Annotated in this window: 19 protein-coding genes; 11 read left to right on the top strand and 8 right to left on the bottom strand. The window is 62.2% G+C overall.

Translation table 11 applies throughout. The features are described 5' to 3' along the window. From prfA to AC3WLT_RS13575, 5 genes are all read left to right on the top strand, one after another. Complete coding sequence (gene prfA, locus AC3WLT_RS13595; RefSeq protein ID WP_492592229.1) at positions 1-1,083, top strand: peptide chain release factor 1; 1,083 nt, start codon at positions 1-3, stop codon at positions 1,081-1,083. A gap of 6 nt (positions 1,084-1,089) precedes the next feature. Then, positions 1,090-1,932 (top strand): peptide chain release factor N(5)-glutamine methyltransferase, encoded by an 843-nt coding sequence (prmC, locus tag AC3WLT_RS13590; RefSeq protein WP_492592228.1) that lies wholly within the window; start codon positions 1,090-1,092, stop codon positions 1,930-1,932. Between the two features lie 124 nt (positions 1,933-2,056). Continuing rightward, positions 2,057-2,368: a Grx4 family monothiol glutaredoxin gene (gene grxD / locus AC3WLT_RS13585; RefSeq protein ID WP_175151192.1), complete on the top strand. Its 312-nt coding sequence runs from the start codon at positions 2,057-2,059 to the stop codon at positions 2,366-2,368. A 58-nt stretch (positions 2,369-2,426) separates the two neighbouring features. After that, entirely contained in the window at positions 2,427-3,026 is a 600-nt protein-coding gene (locus AC3WLT_RS13580; RefSeq protein ID WP_492592227.1) for a UbiX family flavin prenyltransferase, read from the top strand. 174 nt (positions 3,027-3,200) lie between these two features. Further along, the gene (locus AC3WLT_RS13575; RefSeq protein WP_492592226.1) at positions 3,201-3,986 is read left to right on the top strand and encodes a DODA-type extradiol aromatic ring-opening family dioxygenase; all 786 of its coding nucleotides are present in this window, start codon (positions 3,201-3,203) and stop codon (positions 3,984-3,986) included. A 131-nt stretch (positions 3,987-4,117) separates the two neighbouring features. On the opposite strand, the gene AC3WLT_RS13570 is transcribed toward AC3WLT_RS13575, so the two are convergent. After that, complete coding sequence (locus AC3WLT_RS13570) at positions 4,118-5,713, bottom strand: APC family permease (RefSeq protein WP_492592225.1); 1,596 nt, start codon at positions 5,711-5,713, stop codon at positions 4,118-4,120. 469 nt (positions 5,714-6,182) lie between these two features. On the opposite strand from AC3WLT_RS13570, the gene AC3WLT_RS13565 reads away from it, so the two are divergent. Then, positions 6,183-6,386, top strand: coding sequence for a cold-shock protein (locus AC3WLT_RS13565; RefSeq protein ID WP_007180251.1), 204 nt, complete (start codon positions 6,183-6,185; stop codon positions 6,384-6,386). Between the two features lie 102 nt (positions 6,387-6,488). On the opposite strand, the gene AC3WLT_RS13560 is transcribed toward AC3WLT_RS13565, so the two are convergent. Continuing rightward, the gene (locus AC3WLT_RS13560) at positions 6,489-7,739 is read right to left on the bottom strand and encodes an Hsp70 family protein (protein WP_492592224.1); all 1,251 of its coding nucleotides are present in this window, start codon (positions 7,737-7,739) and stop codon (positions 6,489-6,491) included. A gap of 188 nt (positions 7,740-7,927) precedes the next feature. Here AC3WLT_RS13560 and AC3WLT_RS13555 point away from each other — a divergent pair, with 188 nt between their 5' ends. Next, positions 7,928-9,403, top strand: a complete 1,476-nt coding sequence (locus AC3WLT_RS13555; protein ID WP_492592223.1) for an MFS transporter — start codon at positions 7,928-7,930, stop codon at positions 9,401-9,403. A 52-nt stretch (positions 9,404-9,455) separates the two neighbouring features. Here AC3WLT_RS13555 and AC3WLT_RS13550 read toward each other — a convergent pair whose 3' ends face one another. Then, positions 9,456-10,049 carry a nitroreductase family protein gene (locus AC3WLT_RS13550; protein WP_492592222.1) on the bottom strand — a complete coding sequence of 198 codons (594 nt, stop codon included), beginning with the start codon at positions 10,047-10,049 and terminating at the stop codon, positions 9,456-9,458. 177 nt (positions 10,050-10,226) lie between these two features. After that, positions 10,227-11,510 (bottom strand): MFS transporter, encoded by a 1,284-nt coding sequence (locus tag AC3WLT_RS13545; RefSeq protein ID WP_492592221.1) that lies wholly within the window; start codon positions 11,508-11,510, stop codon positions 10,227-10,229. 156 nt (positions 11,511-11,666) lie between these two features. Between AC3WLT_RS13545 and AC3WLT_RS13540 the strand changes: the two genes are divergently transcribed. Then, the gene (locus AC3WLT_RS13540; RefSeq protein ID WP_492592220.1) at positions 11,667-12,308 is read left to right on the top strand and encodes a TetR/AcrR family transcriptional regulator; all 642 of its coding nucleotides are present in this window, start codon (positions 11,667-11,669) and stop codon (positions 12,306-12,308) included. Between the two features lie 113 nt (positions 12,309-12,421). After that, entirely contained in the window at positions 12,422-12,985 is a 564-nt protein-coding gene (locus tag AC3WLT_RS13535) for a DUF1415 domain-containing protein (protein ID WP_492592219.1), read from the top strand. Positions 12,986-13,064: 79 nt separating this feature from the next. Here the strand turns inward: AC3WLT_RS13535 and AC3WLT_RS13530 are convergent, their stop codons facing one another. Continuing rightward, positions 13,065-13,901 carry a class I SAM-dependent methyltransferase gene (locus AC3WLT_RS13530; RefSeq protein WP_492592268.1) on the bottom strand — a complete coding sequence of 279 codons (837 nt, stop codon included), beginning with the start codon at positions 13,899-13,901 and terminating at the stop codon, positions 13,065-13,067. Between the two features lie 381 nt (positions 13,902-14,282). Here AC3WLT_RS13530 and AC3WLT_RS13525 point away from each other — a divergent pair, with 381 nt between their 5' ends. Next, positions 14,283-14,603, top strand: coding sequence for a DNA-binding protein (locus tag AC3WLT_RS13525; protein ID WP_492592218.1), 321 nt, complete (start codon positions 14,283-14,285; stop codon positions 14,601-14,603). 94 nt (positions 14,604-14,697) lie between these two features. Here the strand turns inward: AC3WLT_RS13525 and AC3WLT_RS13520 are convergent, their stop codons facing one another. Further along, a complete protein-coding gene (locus tag AC3WLT_RS13520) occupies positions 14,698-14,907 on the bottom strand; it encodes a DUF1059 domain-containing protein (RefSeq protein ID WP_492592217.1) in 210 nt (69 codons plus the stop codon). 350 nt (positions 14,908-15,257) lie between these two features. Between AC3WLT_RS13520 and AC3WLT_RS13515 the strand changes: the two genes are divergently transcribed. Further along, on the top strand, positions 15,258-16,541 hold the full coding sequence (locus AC3WLT_RS13515) for a TIGR03862 family flavoprotein (protein WP_492592216.1): 1,284 nt from the start codon (positions 15,258-15,260) through the stop codon (positions 16,539-16,541). A 111-nt stretch (positions 16,542-16,652) separates the two neighbouring features. Here the strand turns inward: AC3WLT_RS13515 and AC3WLT_RS13510 are convergent, their stop codons facing one another. Next, entirely contained in the window at positions 16,653-17,777 is a 1,125-nt protein-coding gene (locus tag AC3WLT_RS13510; RefSeq protein WP_492592215.1) for a methyltransferase, read from the bottom strand. A gap of 300 nt (positions 17,778-18,077) precedes the next feature. Further along, on the bottom strand, positions 18,078-18,647 hold the full coding sequence (locus AC3WLT_RS13505; protein ID WP_492592214.1) for a TetR/AcrR family transcriptional regulator: 570 nt from the start codon (positions 18,645-18,647) through the stop codon (positions 18,078-18,080). Between the last annotated feature and the right edge of the window lie 141 nt (positions 18,648-18,788).

The raw sequence follows: 18,788 nt of genomic DNA, 5'->3' as shown, positions 1-18,788 counted from the left end.
ATGAAAACGAGCATGCAACGCAAGCTCGACCAGCTCACTACCCGGCTGGCCGAACTGAATGACCTGTTGAGCCGCGCGGACATCACCGCGAATCTCGACCAATACCGCAAGCTCACGCGCGAACACGCTGAGCTCGGGCCGGTCGTCGAACACTACGCGCTGTGGCGCCAGGCAATGAACGACGCGGCGACCGCGCAGGACCTGCTGGCGGACACGTCGATGCGCGACTTCGCCGAAGATGAAATCCGCGCGGCGCGCGAGCGGATGGACAGGCTCGGCGCGGAATTGCAAAAAATGCTGCTGCCGAAAGACCCGAACGACGACCGCAACATCTTCCTCGAAATCCGCGCCGGCACCGGCGGCGACGAATCCGCGCTGTTCGCGGGCGACTTGCTGCGCATGTATCTGCGCTTTGCCGAACGCAATCGCTGGCAGGTGGAGCTGATGTCGGCGAGCGAATCGGATCTCGGCGGCTATAAGGAAGTGATCGTGCGGATCGCCGGCGAAGCGGCCTATTCGAAACTCAAGTTCGAGTCCGGCGGCCATCGCGTGCAACGCGTACCGGCGACCGAAACGCAGGGCCGCATTCATACCTCGGCGTGCACCGTCGCGGTGATGCCGGAAGCGGACGAAATCGGCGAAGTCGAGATCAATCCGGCTGATCTGCGGATCGACACATTCCGCGCGTCCGGCGCGGGCGGGCAGCACATCAACAAGACCGATTCGGCCGTGCGCGTCACGCACTTGCCGACCGGGATCGTCGTCGAATGTCAGGACGACCGTTCGCAGCACAAGAACAAGGATCGCGCGCTGAAGGTGCTGGCCGCGCGCATCAAGGACAAGCAGGCGCATGAGCAGCAGGCGAAGGAAGCGGCCACGCGCAAGAACCTGATCGGCTCGGGCGATCGCTCGGAACGGATTCGCACGTACAACTTCCCGCAAGGGCGTCTGACGGATCACCGGATCAACCTCACGCTGTATCGGCTCGACGCGATCATGGACGGCGATCTCGACGAATTGATCGCGGCGCTCGTCAGCGAACATCAGGCGGAGTTGCTGGCTTCGCTGGGCGACGCGGACTAAGCGCGGATGAGTCCGGATACGCCCGCCGCGCTGTTGCGCGCCTCGCCCCTGCCGCCGCTCGAAGCGCGCATTCTGCTGACGCACGTGCTTGGCTGGCGGCGCACCGAATTGATTACGCGCAGCGACGATGCACTGGACGCGGCTGCGGTCGCCCTCTACCAGGCGCTGGAAGCGCGGCGCGTAGCCGGCGAGCCGGTGGCGCAACTGGTCGGAGCGCGGGAGTTTTTCGGGCTCGACTTCGACGTCACGCCGGACGTGCTGATACCGCGCCCCGAAACCGAACTGCTGGTCGAAACCGCATTGGCGGCGATGGAAGGGATCTCGCGGCCGCGTGTGCTCGATCTCGGCACCGGTACCGGCGCGATCGCAGTGGCGATTGCGTCGACGCGGCCGGACGCGCGGGTCTGGGCACTGGACCGTTCCGCCGAAGCGCTAGGGGTCGCCACACGCAATGCCGCGCGTCTGCTCGACGCCCGGCGCCCGGGCAGCGCTTTGGTGCTCACGCAAAGCAATTGGTACGAGGCGCTCGACGCCACGCTGCGCTTCGAAGTCATCGTCAGTAATCCGCCTTATATAGCGAGCGGCGACCCGCACTTGTCCGAAGGCGATCTGCGCTTCGAACCGCGCGGCGCGCTCACCGACGAAGCCGACGGTCTCAGCGCGATCCGCGCGATCGTAGCCGGCGCGCCAACACGTTTGAGCGCCGGCGGCGTATTGTGGATCGAACACGGTTACGATCAGGCAGAAGCCGTCCGCGCGCTGCTTTCGGCACAAGGATTCGCAGAAGTACGCTCGGAGCAGGATCTCGCCGGCATCGAACGGATCAGCGGCGGGCGGTTGCCCGGTTGAGCTTGCCGGCCTCATAGACACGAAGACGAAGGCCGTGAAGCCAACGCAGCCCTCGGCCGGTCTTACCGAAATCCGCTATCATTTCAGCCTATCCCCTACACATACCGGAACCGCAAGGTCAGTCATGGATACGCAACAACGCATCAAGCAAATCGTCGACGAAAACAATGTCGTGCTCTTCATGAAGGGCACCGCCCAGTTCCCGATGTGCGGCTTTTCCGGCCGCGCCATCCAGATCCTGAAGGCGTGCGGCGTCGGTGAAATCAAAACCGTCAACGTTCTCGAAGACGACGAAGTCCGCCAGGGCATCAAGCAGTTCTCGAACTGGCCGACCATTCCGCAGCTCTACGTGAAGGGCGAGTTCATCGGCGGTTCGGACATCATGATGGAGATGTACGAATCGGGCGAACTGCAGCAGCTGTTTGCCGCGGCCTGAACGGCCGCCGTCCGAACGTCTGCTTCACGCACCTCCACGCGATAAGGCGCCGCAAGCCATGGAAACACACGCTGCGGCGCCACGTCGGCTGATCGTCGCGATCACCGGCGCGACCGGCGCCATCTACGGCATCCGGTTGCTCGAGACGTTGCGCAAACTGGGCGGCGTCGAGAGCCACCTGCTGATTTCGAGCGCCGGCTGGCTCAATATCCAGCACGAACTCCAGCTGAGCAAAGAAGACGTGCATCCGCTCGCGGATGTCGTCCATTCGGTCCGCGACGTCGGCGCGAGCATCGCGTCCGGTTCGTTTGCGACCGACGGCATGGTGGTCGCCCCTTGCTCGATGAAAACGCTGGCCAGCGTCGCGCACGGCCTTTCCGACAATCTGATCACCCGCGCTGCCGATGTCACGCTGAAAGAACGCCGCCGCCTCGTACTTCTGGTACGCGAAACGCCGTTCAACCTTGCGCATCTGCGTAACATGACTGCGGTCACCGAAATGGGCGGCGTGATCTTTCCGCCGTTGCCTGCCTTCTACAACCAGCCGGCTTCGATCGACGAAATGGTCGATCACACAGTGGCTCGCGTGCTGGATCTGTTCGCGCTCGGCCCGGCGCTGTCGCCGGCGTGGCGGGGATTGCGCGGCGCTCAGGAATAGTTGCCGCCTCCCATGCGCTGGCGCCATACGGTGTCGCGTCATGCCGCGTTGCGTCGATTAATAACAGTCACGACGCAATCAATTCTCTTTTCACCCGTTTATCAAACGCCGGTGCGGACCTATATTGGTAGCAATCCAACCTCTGCGCCGCGCTCACGCGGCGGCGTTGCTGCTATGAACCGATTACCGTCGCTTTTCCTCTCCCACGGCGCGCCCACGCTGCCGATCGACCCGTCGCTGCCGTCCGCCGAATTCGGCGCGCTGTCGGCGCAATTGCCGCGTCCGGAGGCCGTACTCATGCTGTCGGCCCACTGGGGGACGGCGCAGCCGGTGGCGAGCACGTCCACCGCGCCTGAGACCATCCACGATTTCTACGGTTTTCCGCGTCAGCTGTACGAGATCCAGTACCCGGCTCCGGGCGCGCCCGACGTGGCGCGCCGCGCCGCTGTGCTGCTCGGCGAGCACGGCATTCTCGCCGGTGCCGAGCCGCACGGACTCGACCACGGCGCATGGGTGCCGATGCTGCTAATGTTTCCGCACGCCGACGTGCCGGTCGCGCAGTTGTCGATCCAGCCGCACATGGACGCCGCGCACCATTTCCGCGTCGGGCGAGCGCTACGCTCGCTGACGGACGACGGCGTGATGGTGATCGGCTCGGGCCAGATCACGCACAACCTGCGCGCCGCCGATTTTTCCGCGCGGCCGGAAGACGCCGATCCGCGCGTCGCCGAATTCACCGATTGGTTCGAGGCCAGGCTCGCCGCGCACGACGTCGACGCATTGCTCGACTACCGCCGCCAGGCGCCGCACGCGGTGCTGATGCATCCGACCGACGAGCATCTGCTGCCGGTATTCGCGGCGCTCGGCGCGGCCGACGACGATTATTCGCTGGCAATCCAGTCGCTCGGGACCTACCAGCGATCGTTGGCCATGACGAACTATGTGTTCGGCACCGCCTGACTGAAATAAAGGCGCAACAACAACGCACCAACGACGCACCAACGAAAAAGCCCGCCTGAGCAACTCAGGCGGGCTTTTTTTCGTCACGCCCTGCCGGACCGCGATCCGGCGGGCAGGATCAGCGCGGCAACTTAATGCACGCTCATGCTTTCGAGCACTTCGTCGTGCTCCTCACGCTCGTCCAGATACTCCGAGCGATAGCCGGTATTCACGCCCCAGTAGTAGAACACCAGCGAGAATGCGATCACCACCAGCATGTCCCAGCCGTACGGCAGGATGCCGTGGCCGCCGAACTCCTTGCTGCCGATCAGCGACAGGAGCGCCATCACCGGCAGATAGGCCACCAGCCACCAGGCTGCCATCAGATCGCGGTTCCAGCCGCTGAAGCCGGATTTCGCCTGGAAGTAGAAGTACACCGGCAGCGCAACGACCATCAGCAAAATGATTTCGCCGGTCAGCGGCCACTTCGCCCAGTACAGGATCAGCGACGCGCAGACGAACGCGAACGGCGCGATCACCTTCATGCCCGGAATGTGCAGCGGACGCTCCAGATCCGTAGCCGAGCGGCGCAGCGCCATCAGGCTGATCGGGCCGGTCAGGTACGAAATCACGGTCGCGACCGAAATCACCGCCGCCAGCGAACTCCAGCCGCGGAAGAAGAACAGGAAAATGAACGACACCAGCAGGTTGAACCACATCGCCTGACGCGGCACGCCGTAGAACGGGTGCACGTTGCCGAACATCTTCGGCATCGTATTGTTGCGCTCCATCGCGTAGATCATGCGCGAGGTGGTCGCCATATAGGTCGTGCCGGTGCCGCTCGGACTCACGAACGCGTCGACGTACAGCAGGATCGCCAGCCAGTTCAGGTTCAGCGCGATCGCCAGTTCGGCAAACGGCGATGCGAAGTTGAAGTGGCCCCAGCCTTTCAGCACGTCGCTCGGGTTCACCGCGCCGATGTACGCAACCTGCAGCAGCACGTAGATCACCAACGCCAGCAGGATCGAACCGATCACCGCGAACGGCACGCTTTTGGCCGGATTGCGCGCTTCACCGGCGAGGTTGATCGGGCTCTGGAAACCGTTGAACGCGAACACAATGCCGCTCGTCGCCACCGCCGTCAGCACAGCCGACCAGCCGTACGGCGCGAACGTGCTCACTTCGCCGAAGTTTTCCTTGTGGAAGCCCGTCAGCATCAGGCCGGCGATCGTCGCACCCGGAATGAGGAACTTGAAGATCGTGATCGCCGAATTGGCGCGCGCGAACAGCTTGACGCCCCAATAGTTCAGCAGGAAGTAAATGATCACCAATGCGGCGGACAGCAAGAGCCCATTGGTTGTTAGCTCTCCGTTCACGAATAGCGCGTGCGCCCAGGGATACGGCCACGTGCTCATATATTGAATGGATGCTTCTGCCTCGATCGGAATCACCGAAACAATGGCGATCCAGTTGGCCCACGCGCTGATGAAGCCAACCAGCGCGCCGTGCGAATAGCGCGCATAGCGCACCATGCCGCCGGACTCCGGGAACATCGCGCCGAGTTCGGCATAGGTCAACGCAATCGCGAGAATCACGACCGCACCGATTACCCATGCACAAATGGCAGCCGGCCCAGCAATTTTTGCAGCCTTCCACGCGCCGAACAGCCAGCCCGAGCCGATAATCGAACCCAGGCCGGTCAGCAGCAGCGCGAACGGCCCGATGTTCCGTTGTATAGAACTTTTCACGTCTTCTCCTATGTCGACCGGAGTTAGTGCTTTAGCGCTTACTCCGGTCCCATGCAAGTTGCAGCCAGAACCATGTCGGCACCGCGTGACATCGCTTGTGGCGCTGGATACGAGGTGACGCTCATGCATGCGCGACCGGTGCAACCGGTGCGCGGCGCGTAGTTTAACGGTTGCACCCTGCCGCTGCAGCAGAACTAAGGGTTCTCCCTAGCAAAATTTTGAGATGAATAGCAAGGTTTGTAAGCGACTTTTGCTCTCATCTGCCAAAATTTTGTAAAGATGTGGGGAGACTGTTGACCTTCTCTCGAAATCGCCGTATAACGTTCGGGCAGGATTTCAAGCGGCGAGTGAATTGGTCTTTCGTAGTTCGCCCATCAACGGTACTCCGGTTGGTCCCATTACCCCCTTCCTTGATTTTCATGCACCCATTGGGCTTCGGCCTTATTCACCATCTTTAGGAACAAGTAATATGGAAACCGGTACCGTCAAGTGGTTCAATGACGCAAAGGGCTTTGGCTTCATCACGCCGGACGGCGGCGGCGAAGATCTGTTCGCGCATTTCTCGGAAATCCGTACGGAAGGCTTCAAGACGCTGCAAGAAAACCAAAAGGTCACGTTTGAAGTGAAGACGGGCCCGAAGGGCAAGCAAGCTGCTAACATCAAGCCGGTGTAAGCAAGCACGCTTCCTTCTGGACGCAAAAAACCCCGCCTCGGCGGGGTTTTTTTATATCTGTTTCTATTAGGTAGACAGATTATCTTCGCGATATGCGACTGGTTATCCGAACACTCGCCGTGCGTGAATCCCAAGGCCTGTTGCAACGCTGGCGAGACGATCGCCGAATACCGCTTTCGCATCCGGAAAAGCCGCCGCCAATGCGCCGGACAGAAACGCCAGACCGGTCGAGCCGCCCGTGAAGTAAATCGCACTGACGTCGCGCGTGGCTACGCCGGCTGCCTGCACGGTGTCGCGCGCCGCCTGCACGATGCGCTGCGTCTCGTCCTGACCGGCCTTGATGAGCTGAGCTTCGTCGAACGCGAGGCGCAAGTCGTCTTCCACCTGATCGAGATCGATCACGGTCTCGCCGCCCGCCGCCACGCCGATCTTCGCCTCTTCCGCGTGCGCCGCCAGCGCATGCCCCAGGCGACGCTCCACGACCCGCATCAGCCGGTCGTGATGCTTGACCTCGGTGAACAGATGCCGCATCAGCGCGAGTTCGCTGATGCGCTTCGGCGCGTAGACGGTATTGATCAGGTGCCAGGTCGCCAGATCGAAGTAGATCCGGTTCGGAATCTCGCGGCCTTCCGGATCGAGCGCCTGATAACCGAGTTCGCGCAGGATCGTCACGAGCTCGACGCGGCGGTCGAAGTCGGTGCCAGCGACATGCACGCCGTGATGGGCCAGCACGTCGTCTTTACGCTCAACGCGCTTCGTCCGCTCCGGCCCGACCCGCACCAGCGAAAAGTCCGACGTACCGCCGCCGATGTCGGCCACCAGCACGAGGCCCTCTTCCGTCAGATGCGATTCGTAGTCGAACGCCGCGGCGATCGGCTCATACTGGAAGTGAATTTCGCGCAGGCCGACCGAGCGCGCCGCCGCTTCCAGCTGCTGCTGCGCCAGTTGGTCGGCGCGCGGATCGTCGTCGACGAAAAACACCGGGCGGCCCAGCACGGCGCGGTTGATCGGACCGCCCGCGCTGGCTTCAGCCGAGCGCTTCAGATGGTCGACGAAAATCGCGATCACGTCGGTGTACTTGATCGCCGAGCCGTCGCCCAGATCGGTCGAATTCTCGGCGAGCGGCGAGCCGAGAATGCTTTTCATCGAGCGCATCAGGCGGCCGTCGAAACCGTCGATGTAGGCCTCCAGCGCCGCGCGCCCGAATTCGCGGGTGTTTTCGTCGGTGTTGAAAAAGACCGCGGTCGGCAGCGTCGTGTAGGCGCCTTCGACCGGCGCAAGCCGCAGCGCAGCGCCGTCAGGCACGGCGACGGCCGAATTGGAAGTACCGAAGTCAATCGCGCAATAGTTCATGGCAGGAATCGCCGCTCACGGCTGGCGCGGACAGAAAGGAGAGCGGCTTTGTATCACGAAAGCCCAATTAGCATCAACCGACGCAGCGGGAACGGCCGCAATCACGACCAGGACCGCTCTGCGGAACGAAAATTGCTCGTTCGGACAGGATACGCCGCCAATTTTCGAGAATCAGGAGACTTATAGCAATGAGCGCGCCGCCTTCCGCCTCGGTCCACGAAAAAACCTCTGCTGTCATCGAAACCGATCTCCCGTCGCGGCTCGACCGCTTGCCGTGGGGACGCTTCCATTCGCTGATCGTCGTGGCGCTGGGCGTGACCTGGCTGCTCGACGGCCTTGAAGTGACGTTGGCGGGCGCCGTGGCAAGTGCGTTGAAGTCTAGTCCGTCGTTGCACTTCACCAACGCCGAAGTGGGCCTCGCCGGCAGCGCGTACATTGCCGGCGCGGTGCTCGGCGCGCTCGGCTTCGGCTGGCTGACCGACCGCCTCGGCCGGCGCAAGCTGTTCTTCATCACGCTGACGCTTTATCTGGCCGCTACCGCGGTCACCGCGCTGTCGTGGAATCTCGCCAGCTTTCTGCTGTTTCGCTTTCTGACCGGGGCGGGCATCGGCGGCGAATACACGGCGATCAATTCGACGATCCAGGAATTCACCCCGGCGCGTGTGCGCGGCTGGACCGATCTGGGCATCAACGGCACGTTCTGGATCGGCGCGGGACTGGGCGCGGCGGGTTCGCTGGTACTGCTCGATCCGCATCTGCTGCCTGCCGACTGGGGCTGGCGCGCCTGCTTCTTTATCGGCGCGGTGCTGGCGCTGGCGATCCTGCCGATGCGCATGTGGGTGCCGGAAAGCCCGCGCTGGCTGCTCACGCACGGTGGCGAACACCACGCGCGCTCGATCGTCGAGGGCATCGAAACGCGTTTTCGCGACGGCGGCCACCAACTCGTGGACGACGGATTGACGGGGCTGCGCCTGCGCACGCGCGGGCATACGCCGCTACGCGAGGTGTTCGACACGCTGTTCAACCGGCATCGGCGCCGCGCGCTGGTCGGACTGTCGCTGATGACCGCGCAGGCGTTCTTCTACAACGCGATATTTTTCACCTACGCGCTGGTGCTCACCGATTTCTATCAGGTGCCGGGCGAGCGCATCGGCTGGTATCTGTTGCCGTTCGCGCTCGGCAACTTCCTCGGGCCGCTGGTGCTGGGCCGGCTCTTCGACGTGATCGGGCGGCGCAAGATGATCGCGGCCACCTACGCACTCTCCGCGATCCTGCTGACGCTGAGCGGCTATCTATTCGAACAGCAGTTACTGACCGTCGTCACGCAGACAATCGCGTGGATGGTGATCTTCTTTTTCGCGTCGGCCGCGGCCAGTTCTGCGTATCTGACGGTCAGCGAGTCCTTTCCGCTCGAAATCCGCGCCCTCGCGATCGCGGTGTTCTACGCGTTCGGCACGGCGCTCGGCGGCATCGCCGGCCCCGCATTCTTTGGCCGGCTGATCGACACGCATCAGCGCAGCGAGGTGTTTTCGGGCTATCTGGTCGGCTCGGGGCTGATGCTGGCGGCAGCGGTGATCGCCGCGATCTGGGGCGTCGATGCCGAGCGCAAATCGCTGGAGCATGTCGCCACACCGCTTTCGGCCGTCACGGACGACATCGAATAAAAAAACGCGCGGTAAGCGCCGCGCGTTTCTCGATACTGCGGTTGCGGGACGCTCAGAACGCCTTCTTCCAGCCGCCGCTATAAGCGATGTCGGCGAGCGGCAGACGCTGACGCACCGACTTCTCGCGTTCGCGCAACACCGGATCGAGTTTGTCGACGTCGCCATAATGGCCGAGCGAAATGATCGCAATCACCTCGACGTCGTCCGGCAACTTGAATGCCGCGCGAAACGCCTTCGCATCGAAGCCGCTCATCTGATGCGCGGCAAGGCCGAGTGCGTGCGCCTGCAATACCAGCGACATCGCCGCCGCACCCGCATCGTACGACGCGCTACGGTTCACTTCTCCCTTGCTGGTCAGCGTATGCGTGGTCACGGCGATCAGCACCGGCGCCGGCGCATTCCAACCCTGGTTGAACGGCACCAGCGTGGCGAACGCCTGCTTGAACGCCACTTCATCGGCACTGCGGTCGAATACGAGGAAACGCCACGGTTGCACGTTATACGAAGACGGCGCCCAGCGTGCCGCTTCGAGAACCGCTTGCAGATGCTCGCGGCTCACCAGCTCGCTCGAATACGCACGCGGGCTCCAGCGGCCTGCAATCAGCTCGTGAATGGCAACTGCGGTAGGGGCGGGTTTCTTGGTCATGCGCTTCTCTCAGTCGAAATTCATGATCGACGGGCGGCTTGCCCGGGCCACATAGCATAACCGGGCTTCGCCGCGCGCGCTCCATCAAGTGCGCAGTTAGATTTCACGTAGAGCGCGATGAAAAACGGCCCCGTACGGGGCCGTTGGCGTTCCAGCGATTTGCTTTGCTGCGCGGCGTCAGATCGCCTGCGGCTCCGGCACCCGCGCTGGCCGGTTGATGCGCAGCACGATCACGGCGGCGACCAGACACAAGCCGCCCGAAATCATCGACGCCACCGTATAGGTGCCGAGACTCGCGCGCAGCATGCCCGCGCCGAGCGCCGCGAACGCCGCGCCCAGCTGGTGACCGGCGACCACCCAGCCGAACACGACCGGGGCTGAATCCTTACCGTAGACGTCGGTGGCGAGACGCACGGTAGGCGGCACGGTAGCGATCCAGTCGAGCCCGTAGAACACCGCGAACAGCGGCAGACCGAAAAAGTCGATGCCGAACGCGTGCGGCAGATACATCAACGACAAGCCGCGCAGACCGTAGTAGCAGAACAGCAGCACACGGCTATTGAAGCGGTCCGACAGCCAGCCCGACAGCGTCGTGCCGAACAGGTCGAAGATGCCCATCGCGGCGAGCAGCGATGCGCCCTGCACTTCGGTCATCCCGTAGTCGCCGCACATGGCGATCAGATGCGTGCCGACGTAGCCGTTGGTGCTCGCGCCGCAAATGAAGAAGCTGAAAAACAGCAGCCAGAAATCGCGCGTCTTGCTGGCCATGGCGAGCGTGCCGAACGCAATGGCCAACGGATTCTGCTTCGTGACGGTGGCGGCAACCGGCGCGTCATGCGGTTCGCCATACGGACGCAGCTTCATGTCGGCTGGGCGCTCCGGCAGCAGAAACACGACGAGCGGCAGCACGACAGCCGCCGCGAGGGCGACGACCCAGACGACCTGGCGCCAGCCGTAGTGCTGGGCGATGGCCGCAAGCATTGGCAGGAACACCAGTTGGCCGGTCGCCGAACTGGCCGTGAGAATGCCCATGACAAGACCACGGCGCGTGGTGAACCAGCGCGTGACGACCGTCGCCGACAGCGACAACGCCGCCACACCCGTCGAGCCGCCGACCATCACGCCCCAGATCAGCACCATCTGCCACGGATGCGTCATCAGCGACGACAGCGCGATACCCGCCGCCATCGTGCCGAGCGCGGCGAGCAGCGTCGGACGCACGCCGAAGCGCTGCATGGCCGCGGCCGCGAACGGCCCCATCAGGCCGTAAAGTGCGATGTTCACGGAAATCGCGAGCGAAATCGTCGCGCGGCTCCAGCCGAATTGATGCTCGAGCGGTACCATCATCACGCTCGGCGTCGCGCGCGTGCCGGCCGCCGCGAGCAACACCAGAAACACCACCGCCACGGTCAACCAGCCGTAGTGGAAACGCCCGCCAATCAGTCTCGCTGCCCAGTTCATTGGTTCTCCAATCGACGCGTATCCCGCAGGCCGCGCCGTTTCGCATTGTTACGATTTCGGTAAAGGACTTGTGACAGACCGGTCACAATGGGTGTTGCGATATTAGTTACTGGTCGGTAACATGTCAAGGCGTCAATTCAATTCAGGTGGCACTCCATGTCCGACAGCGAAACCCCCAAGCCAGTTGGTGCACGGCGTGCGCGCGGCACGCAAACCGCCGGGCCGCAGGCACAGCAGCACTTGCTGCGCGCCGCGGACGAGCTGTTCTATCGCGAGGGCGTGCGAACGGTGGGCGTCGACGCTGTGGTCGAGCGAGCGGGCGTGAACAAGATGAGTTTGTACCGCCAGTTTTCGTCGAAGGATGAACTGGTGCTGGCTTATCTGGAACGCAAGGACCAGCAGTTTTTCGGTTACGTCGAGAAGAGCTTTGCGAAGCATCCCGGCGAGCCGGCAAAGCAGATCCAGCAGTATTTCGACGACCTGGCGGTGCGCGCGTCGCTGGACGACTACCGGGGCTGCCCGTTCGTGAATGTGTCGGTGGAGTTTCCTGACGCCTCGCATCCGGCACGCCAGTTCGTGTTTCGTAATAAGGAGCGGCTGATGGCGCGGCTCACGGAGTTGACGGCGGCTGCGGGCGCGGATGATCCGGTGGCCTTGGCGAACGCGCTCGGTTTGATGATCGAAGGCGTGTATGCCGCCAGCCAGACTTACGGGCCGGGCTGCGGGCCGATTCTCGCCGCGCCGAAGGTGGCGGCGCAGTTGATCGCCGCTTCATGCGGTTCGGCGCCTGCAGCTTGAACTTTTGAGCCACGGTGGGCCCGCTTTGGCCCGGCATTGGCCCGGCATTGGCCAGGTAATGACCACGTAATGACCCGGTAAGATAACGTTTTCTCTTCCGTTTCCGCCCTGCCATGCCGCTGTCTACCGAATCTCGCGATGCTGTTGTTGCTGCTACTCGTCATTGGCTGACACGGGCGGTGATTGGGCTCAATTTGTGCCCTTTTGCCAAGGCCGTGCATGTGAAGGGGCAGATTCGCTATGCCGTTAGTGAAGCTGTAGATATGGAAGAGGTTTTGATCGACCTCGAAAGCGAGCTTCAGGCGCTGGTGGCGGCCGATCCCGAGGCAGTGGACACCACTTTATTGATTTTTCCGCAGGCGCTCGGGGACTTTCTCGAATATAACGATTGCCTGTTTTTTGCTGACAGGATGCTCAAGCAGCTTCGACTTGAAGGGGTTTTGCAGATCGCAAGTTTTCACCCTCATTATCAGTTTGAAGGCAGTGAGCCGAACGATATTGAAAATTATACTAATCGGGCGCCGTATCCTATTTTGCATCTGCTTCGGGAAGATAGCATTGAACGGGCTGTCCGAGCTTTTCCTGATGCCGAAGATATTTATGAGCGGAATCAGGAGACCCTCAGAAAACTTGGCCTTGCAGGCTGGAATGAATTGATGGAACGCGGTGGGGAGTGATTGGTTTTCCCCCACATCAACTCAAGGAAAGGCGAACGCCGAAGGGGCACAATAAATAGCTCCTGCCGGGAAATAATCCTTATACAAAAAACCTTTCCTTCAACTCCCCAATCCCAAGCGTCTCCATCACTTCATTAAGCCGTTCAGCAGGCCGCCGCCTCGGTAAATCCTTATACTGAGCAATAATGAGTTCATTCTTCATGGAATGCTCCCACCCGACGAGCTCGGTAACACTCACCTGATACCCATGAGCTTCCAGCTGTAAGCACCGCAAAACATTAGTAATCTGGCTCCCAAACTCCCGGGTATGCAAGGGATGCCGCCAGATCTCCGTCAAGGCATTCCCAAGCGATTTACTCTTGTTCTGCCGTAAAACGCCAGCCACTTCAGCCTGGCAACAAGGCACCACAACAATAAATTTGGCGCGCTTTTCCAAAGCAAACCGAATCGCGTCGTCAGTAGCTGTATTACACGCATGCAGCGCCGTCACGATATCGATCTCAGCGGGCAACCGCTCCGAAGTAATCGAATCAGCTACCGACAGGTTCAGGAACGACATCCCCGTGAAGCCAAGCCGGGCGGCCAGCTCCTCGGATCTCGTCACCAGATCCTCGCGCGTCTCAATGCCGTATATGTGCGAAGCCCCACCAGCGGCGCCCTGAAACTCCTTGAAGAAAAGGTCATACAGGATAAAACCTAGATAGGACTTGCCCGCGCCGTGGTCGACGAGCGTCACGGCGCCCTGCTTGTCTTTGATCTCTTTGAGCAGCGGCTCGATGAACTGGAACAGGTGGTAGACCTGCTTCAGCTTGCGGCGGCTGTCCTGATTCATCTTGCCGTCGCGCGTCAGGATATGAAGCTCCTTCAACAGTTCGACGGATTGGTTCGGACGGATTTCGTGGGTTTTGCTGGACATCGTGGGAACCGCCATCGATTGCAACGCGAACGTGCGACAGATGACGGAAAAAGAGAAAAGTTGCTGCCAGTTTACCCAAAGCGCGGCCCGCTCACTATGTCGCCGCGTAGACCGTACGAAAAACACCGCAACCTGGAACACTTCCTGCTCAACAGATGGTATGCGGAACGTCTCCAAAGCGGCGCAACACACCATGCGTGCCGGCTCGCCTGGCGGCCCAGGCCGGAACACGCATAACAACAGGCTGCCGGGCGTGGCGTCGCTCACGCGAACCGAATGCATGGGGGGAGGACGGACCCGGAACACGGGCCGAACGTTACGTAACCGGCAGCGCGCCGCGATCTCAAACGGAAGCGCGCTCGGATAATAGAAGAGGCGGCAATGGATACGATACCCAACGGAAACGCCGAGCAGAAGTTTCAGGAAATGCTGGCCAAGCTCACCGCCACGCCCGCGTGGTCGGAGAAACAGCAACTCGAACTGGAGATGGCGCGCGATATCTCCACCGAAATGCTGCGTCTCGCCGAAGTCATGCGCGACGGCAGCGTCGACATGGAAACCTGCCTGACGATGCTCAAATACGCGAAAGTGCTCGACTTCGTCATGACGACGCTCGCTTCGCGCCGCGACATCAAACCGCAAACGCTGCGGGTCATTTTCAAGCTGGCCGGCCTCAAAGTGGACGAGGCTTACCCCGGCTGAATCCGCCACGCCGCGACGAAGGCGGGCGCTGCGCTGCCCGCTTTCGCCAGCCTGCATCCGGGTCCGGTTCTATCTGTGCTCGCAGAAAAACGGATCACCTTTGCGGCGCGTCGACCGGTGGCGTGCCTTCATGAAACAACGTCTTGAGCTGGGCGCGCAGTTCCGGCGAATCCGTATGTTTGTGAACCGTGACGGCGTGTTGCACAGCTGCGTCGAGCAATTCGTTGTCGGTGTCGGCGGACATGGCAACCGTACAATTCGTTTCGCTCGGGAATTCACGGCAGTCGATGTATTTGCGGGTCATGACAGTCTCCTTCATCTAAACAATAGCCCGCACGCAAACCATGTCGCGAGGCCACGACGCGGCAGCGGCAGCGTGGAGCGGCATGCAGGCATTGGGCAGATCTGGCGTGGGAAAGACGCGAACGGCGTCCGATAGAAGGTGTTTGAAAAGTATAGTTCGTGCATGCGAATTGGATAGAAACGCGCGCGAGTCCGGCGAATGCCGAAACGCCCGAATTCAGACATTTTCAGCCAGCCTGGCAGGCCGCCCGTTTGCCCGGACGTGCCAGCGGTGTGAAAATAGCGCCCTTCGCGCCGCCGGATCACCGCATCCGGCAAACGCGCAGCCTCTCCGCTCATCTGCAGGACCGCATGTCACCCTCCTTCGATTCCGCTCGCGTCGCCGTGATTGGCGGCGGCCCCGCCGGTCTGATGGCCGCCGAGGCACTGGCACAGCATGGCGTGCAAGTTGACGTCTACGACGCGATGCCGTCGGTTGGCCGCAAGTTCCTGATGGCGGGCAAAGGCGGCATGAACATCACGCACTCCGAGGCGCTCGAGCCGTTTCTCGACCGTTACGGCGCGCGCCGCCCGCAGATCGCGCCGCTACTCGAGGCCTTCGGGCCCGACGCGTTGCGTGCCTGGTTGCACAGGCTCGGCGTCGAGACCTTTGTCGGCAGTTCAGGCCGGGTTTTTCCGACCGATATGAAAGCAGCGCCGATGCTGCGTGCATGGCTGCATCGGTTGAGAGAAACCGGGGTGCGCTTTCATATGCGCCACAAGTGGCTCGGCTGGAGCGAACAGAGCAATCAGGCAGGCAGCCACGCCGCCCGCCACATCCTGCGCTTCGCGACGCCCGAAGGCGAACAAACTCTGGCTTGCGATGCCGTTGTCTTCGCGCTCGGCGGCGCAAGCTGGCCACGGCTCGGATCGGACGCCGCCTGGGTGCCGCTGATGAGTGCGCGCGAGGTGCCGGTGGCGCCCTTGCGCCCCGCGAACTGCGGCTTCGATGCCGGCTGGAGCCCCTATCTGCGCGAGCGCTTCGCGGGCCAGCCGCTGAAGCCGGTGGCCATCACGGTCACGGATATAGACAAAAAAGTCCACAATCGACAAGGTGAAATACTTCTGACCGAAACAGGCCTCGAAGGGAGCCTGATTTACGCATTGTCGGCAGCAATCCGGGAGCGGATTCTGGCCGACGGCGATGTCACGATCGCGCTGGATCTGGCGCCAGGCTTGACTTTGGAGCGTGTCATCGCGGAAGTCACGCGGCCGCGCGGCTCGCGCTCGATGTCGAGTCATCTGCACGGCAGAATCGGCATTGGAGGCGTAAAACTCGCCTTGCTGCACGAGATTCTGTCGAAGGAAGCCTTCGCTGATACGAACCAGCTGGCTCATGCAATCAAGGCGCTGCCGGTGCGGCTCACGCGCGCGCGGCCGATCGAAGAAGCGATCAGCAGCGCCGGCGGGATTCCGTTCGAAGCGCTCGACGCGCATCTGATGATCGAGCGTCTGCCCGGCGCGTTCTGCGCGGGCGAGATGCTCGACTGGGAGGCGCCGACCGGCGGCTATCTGCTGACGGCCTGCTTCGCTAGCGGCCTGGTGGCGGGGCGCGGCGCACTGGCGTATCTCGAAGCACGCGGGGGGTCCGTGTAACACGCCGCGTTGTTTGCGGTTTGCGGTTTGCGGTTTGCGGTTTGCGGTTTGCGGTTTGCGGTTTGCGGTTTGCGGTTTGCGGCGGCGCGGACGCCGCTCCGCGCCCGTCGTCTAGCGTGCTTTCAGCCGCCACAACGATGTCACTTCAGCCGCACGTGCGGTGTGCAGCGCATCGGTTTCATCGGTCGATTTCGGATGCCGCGGACGAATATCCTCGCGGCCGGCCACCGTCAGCCCCGCCTTGTCGATCGCGGCGAGCAGCCATTCGCGTGTGCGCAGACCCAGATGCTCCGCGAAATCCGACATGATCAGCCAGCCTTCGCCGCCGGGCGACAGATGCTCCGCCAGACCGTTCAGGAAACCCAGCAACATGCGGCTGTCCGGATCGTAGACTGCATATTCGATCGGCGACGCGGGCCGCGCCGGCACCCACGGCGGATTGCAGATCACGAGCGGCGCGCGGCCTTCCGGAAACAGATTTGCCTGCACGACATCGACCTGCTGGTCGTAACCGAGACGCGCCAGGTTTTCGCGCGCACAAGCGAGGGCTCGCGGATCCTGATCCGTCGCGATGATTTTCTTCATGCCGCGTTTGGCGAGCAACGCGGCCAGCACGCCGGTGCCGGTGCCGATATCGAACGCCTTGTTCAGCGACGGCAACGGCGTGCCTGCGACCAGATCAACATATTCACCGCGCACCGGTGAAAACACGCCGTAGTGCGGATGAATGCGCTCGCCCAGCGCGGGAATGTCGACCCCCTTCTTGCGCCACTCGTGCGCGCCAATCAACCCGAGCAATTCGCGCAGCGACACGACCGACGGTTCATCGGCCGGTGGCCCATAGGTTTCGATACAGGCCTGCTGCACTTCCGGCGCGCGGCGCAGCGGAATCGCGTACGCGGCGTCGAGCGGGATCAGGATCATGCCGAGCGTGCGGGCGCGTTGCGACTGCGCCTGACGATGCAGGTTGAACGCGTCGATCGGCGTTTCGCCCTGCTTGCGCGACTTGCGTTCCAGCCGGCGCGTCACCGCTTGCAGCAGTTGGCGGGCGTTCTGAAAGTCGCCGTTCCAGAGCAGCGCGGTGCCTTCGCACGCGAGGCGGTAGGCGGAGTCGGCGGTGGTGCGGTCATCGGCAAGGACGACGCGCTTGGGCGGCGGCACCGCGGCCTCGGAGCGCCAACGCGCGGTGCGGGGGCCGTCGGCTTCGGGCCAGGTGATGGTTGCGGGGCTGGTCATGATGAGGTGGGAAGTGTTTTGCGGGAGTGACGCAGTGAAACGTCGCGTCGTCGGGGGCGTTGCCCGCCGGAGTGATCTTCTTGCGATGCCGACTGACGCCCGAATAGTACCTCTGTCGCCAAGGTTCGCGCTGCGGTATTCGTTCGTGGATGCCGCTGGAGACGCCGATGCTATTGGCCTTTCCGGCGTTCAAAGGGCTCTTTGTAGACTAAAACGTCCAATATCGACAAGGTGAAAGAGATCTGAGCAAAACCGGCGGTTTTTGCTTCGGCGGAGCCTGGCCGGCGGCCCTGTCCCGAACTACGCTGCGGCCGTGGAGTGCATGGCCAGCAAGTCGCGCGCGGCGTTCCAAGCATCCGTTGCGGCGGTTTCCCGGCCGGAGATTTGCACCGCGAGCGTGGCGCCGTCGAGCAGCATCACTATCACCGGCGCCAATACTTTTGCCTGCTCGGCAGACACGATGTCGGCGGCCAGTTCCTCGATGAACTGCGTCAGCTCAGCCTTTTGTTCGACGGTAATGCCGTGGATGCAACTGCCTTTGTCAGCGAATTCTGAAGCGGCGTGCACGAACATGCAGCCGGTGAACATCGCGCTTCTGAACCAGTCCTGATGCCATTCGAAGACACGTTCGAGACGGCCCAGCGGCGTATCCGCCTCGGCGACGAATGCCTTGAGCGACACCGCGCATTGCTCCTGACGCTGCCGCAGCACTGCAATGACGAGATCGGTTTTGGACGGGAAATGCCGGTACATGGTCATTTTCGCGACGCCTGATTCGGCAATGATCCAGTCCACGCCGACGGCATGGTAACCATGCTTGCTGAACAGAATCGTTGCGGTATCGAGAATCTGCTGACGCTTGTCGGACACGGCGGCCTTGTTTGTTGAATATCTGGAAAACGATTATACAAGCGCGCCAATTCGCTAATTGCAACAAGCGGTTTCAGTGGTAAGCGCTGTACAGGCAGGATGTTCTATATGGGTGTGGCGGCGTGTGACTGGACTCGCAGC

Source organism: Paraburkholderia sp. FW306-2-2C-D06C, from assembly GCF_058781505.1.
The sequence above is the reverse complement of the archived record's forward strand: the minus strand, read 5'-3'. Positions and strand labels throughout refer to the sequence as shown.

What these genes read in the sequence shown, in the direction of transcription:
- AC3WLT_RS13580 (WP_492592227.1), top strand. Translation starts at nt 2,427, where the DNA reads ATGGAAACACACGCTGCGGCGCCACGTCGGCTGATCGTCGCGATCACC.
- AC3WLT_RS13545 (WP_492592221.1), bottom strand. Translation starts at nt 11,510, where the DNA reads ATGAACTGGGCAGCGAGACTGATTGGCGGGCGTTTCCACTACGGCTGG.
- AC3WLT_RS13575 (WP_492592226.1), top strand. Translation starts at nt 3,201, where the DNA reads ATGAACCGATTACCGTCGCTTTTCCTCTCCCACGGCGCGCCCACGCTG.
- AC3WLT_RS13510 (WP_492592215.1), bottom strand. Translation starts at nt 17,777, where the DNA reads ATGACCAGCCCCGCAACCATCACCTGGCCCGAAGCCGACGGCCCCCGC.
- prmC (WP_492592228.1), top strand. Translation starts at nt 1,090, where the DNA reads ATGAGTCCGGATACGCCCGCCGCGCTGTTGCGCGCCTCGCCCCTGCCG.
- AC3WLT_RS13515 (WP_492592216.1), top strand. Translation starts at nt 15,258, where the DNA reads ATGTCACCCTCCTTCGATTCCGCTCGCGTCGCCGTGATTGGCGGCGGC.
- AC3WLT_RS13520 (WP_492592217.1), bottom strand. Translation starts at nt 14,907, where the DNA reads ATGACCCGCAAATACATCGACTGCCGTGAATTCCCGAGCGAAACGAAT.
- AC3WLT_RS13555 (WP_492592223.1), top strand. Translation starts at nt 7,928, where the DNA reads ATGAGCGCGCCGCCTTCCGCCTCGGTCCACGAAAAAACCTCTGCTGTC.
- AC3WLT_RS13540 (WP_492592220.1), top strand. Translation starts at nt 11,667, where the DNA reads ATGTCCGACAGCGAAACCCCCAAGCCAGTTGGTGCACGGCGTGCGCGC.
- AC3WLT_RS13525 (WP_492592218.1), top strand. Translation starts at nt 14,283, where the DNA reads ATGGATACGATACCCAACGGAAACGCCGAGCAGAAGTTTCAGGAAATG.
- prfA (WP_492592229.1), top strand. Translation starts at nt 1, where the DNA reads ATGAAAACGAGCATGCAACGCAAGCTCGACCAGCTCACTACCCGGCTG.
- AC3WLT_RS13565 (WP_007180251.1), top strand. Translation starts at nt 6,183, where the DNA reads ATGGAAACCGGTACCGTCAAGTGGTTCAATGACGCAAAGGGCTTTGGC.
- grxD (WP_175151192.1), top strand. Translation starts at nt 2,057, where the DNA reads ATGGATACGCAACAACGCATCAAGCAAATCGTCGACGAAAACAATGTC.
- AC3WLT_RS13550 (WP_492592222.1), bottom strand. Translation starts at nt 10,049, where the DNA reads ATGACCAAGAAACCCGCCCCTACCGCAGTTGCCATTCACGAGCTGATT.
- AC3WLT_RS13530 (WP_492592268.1), bottom strand. Translation starts at nt 13,901, where the DNA reads ATGTCCAGCAAAACCCACGAAATCCGTCCGAACCAATCCGTCGAACTG.
- AC3WLT_RS13535 (WP_492592219.1), top strand. Translation starts at nt 12,422, where the DNA reads ATGCCGCTGTCTACCGAATCTCGCGATGCTGTTGTTGCTGCTACTCGT.
- AC3WLT_RS13560 (WP_492592224.1), bottom strand. Translation starts at nt 7,739, where the DNA reads ATGAACTATTGCGCGATTGACTTCGGTACTTCCAATTCGGCCGTCGCC.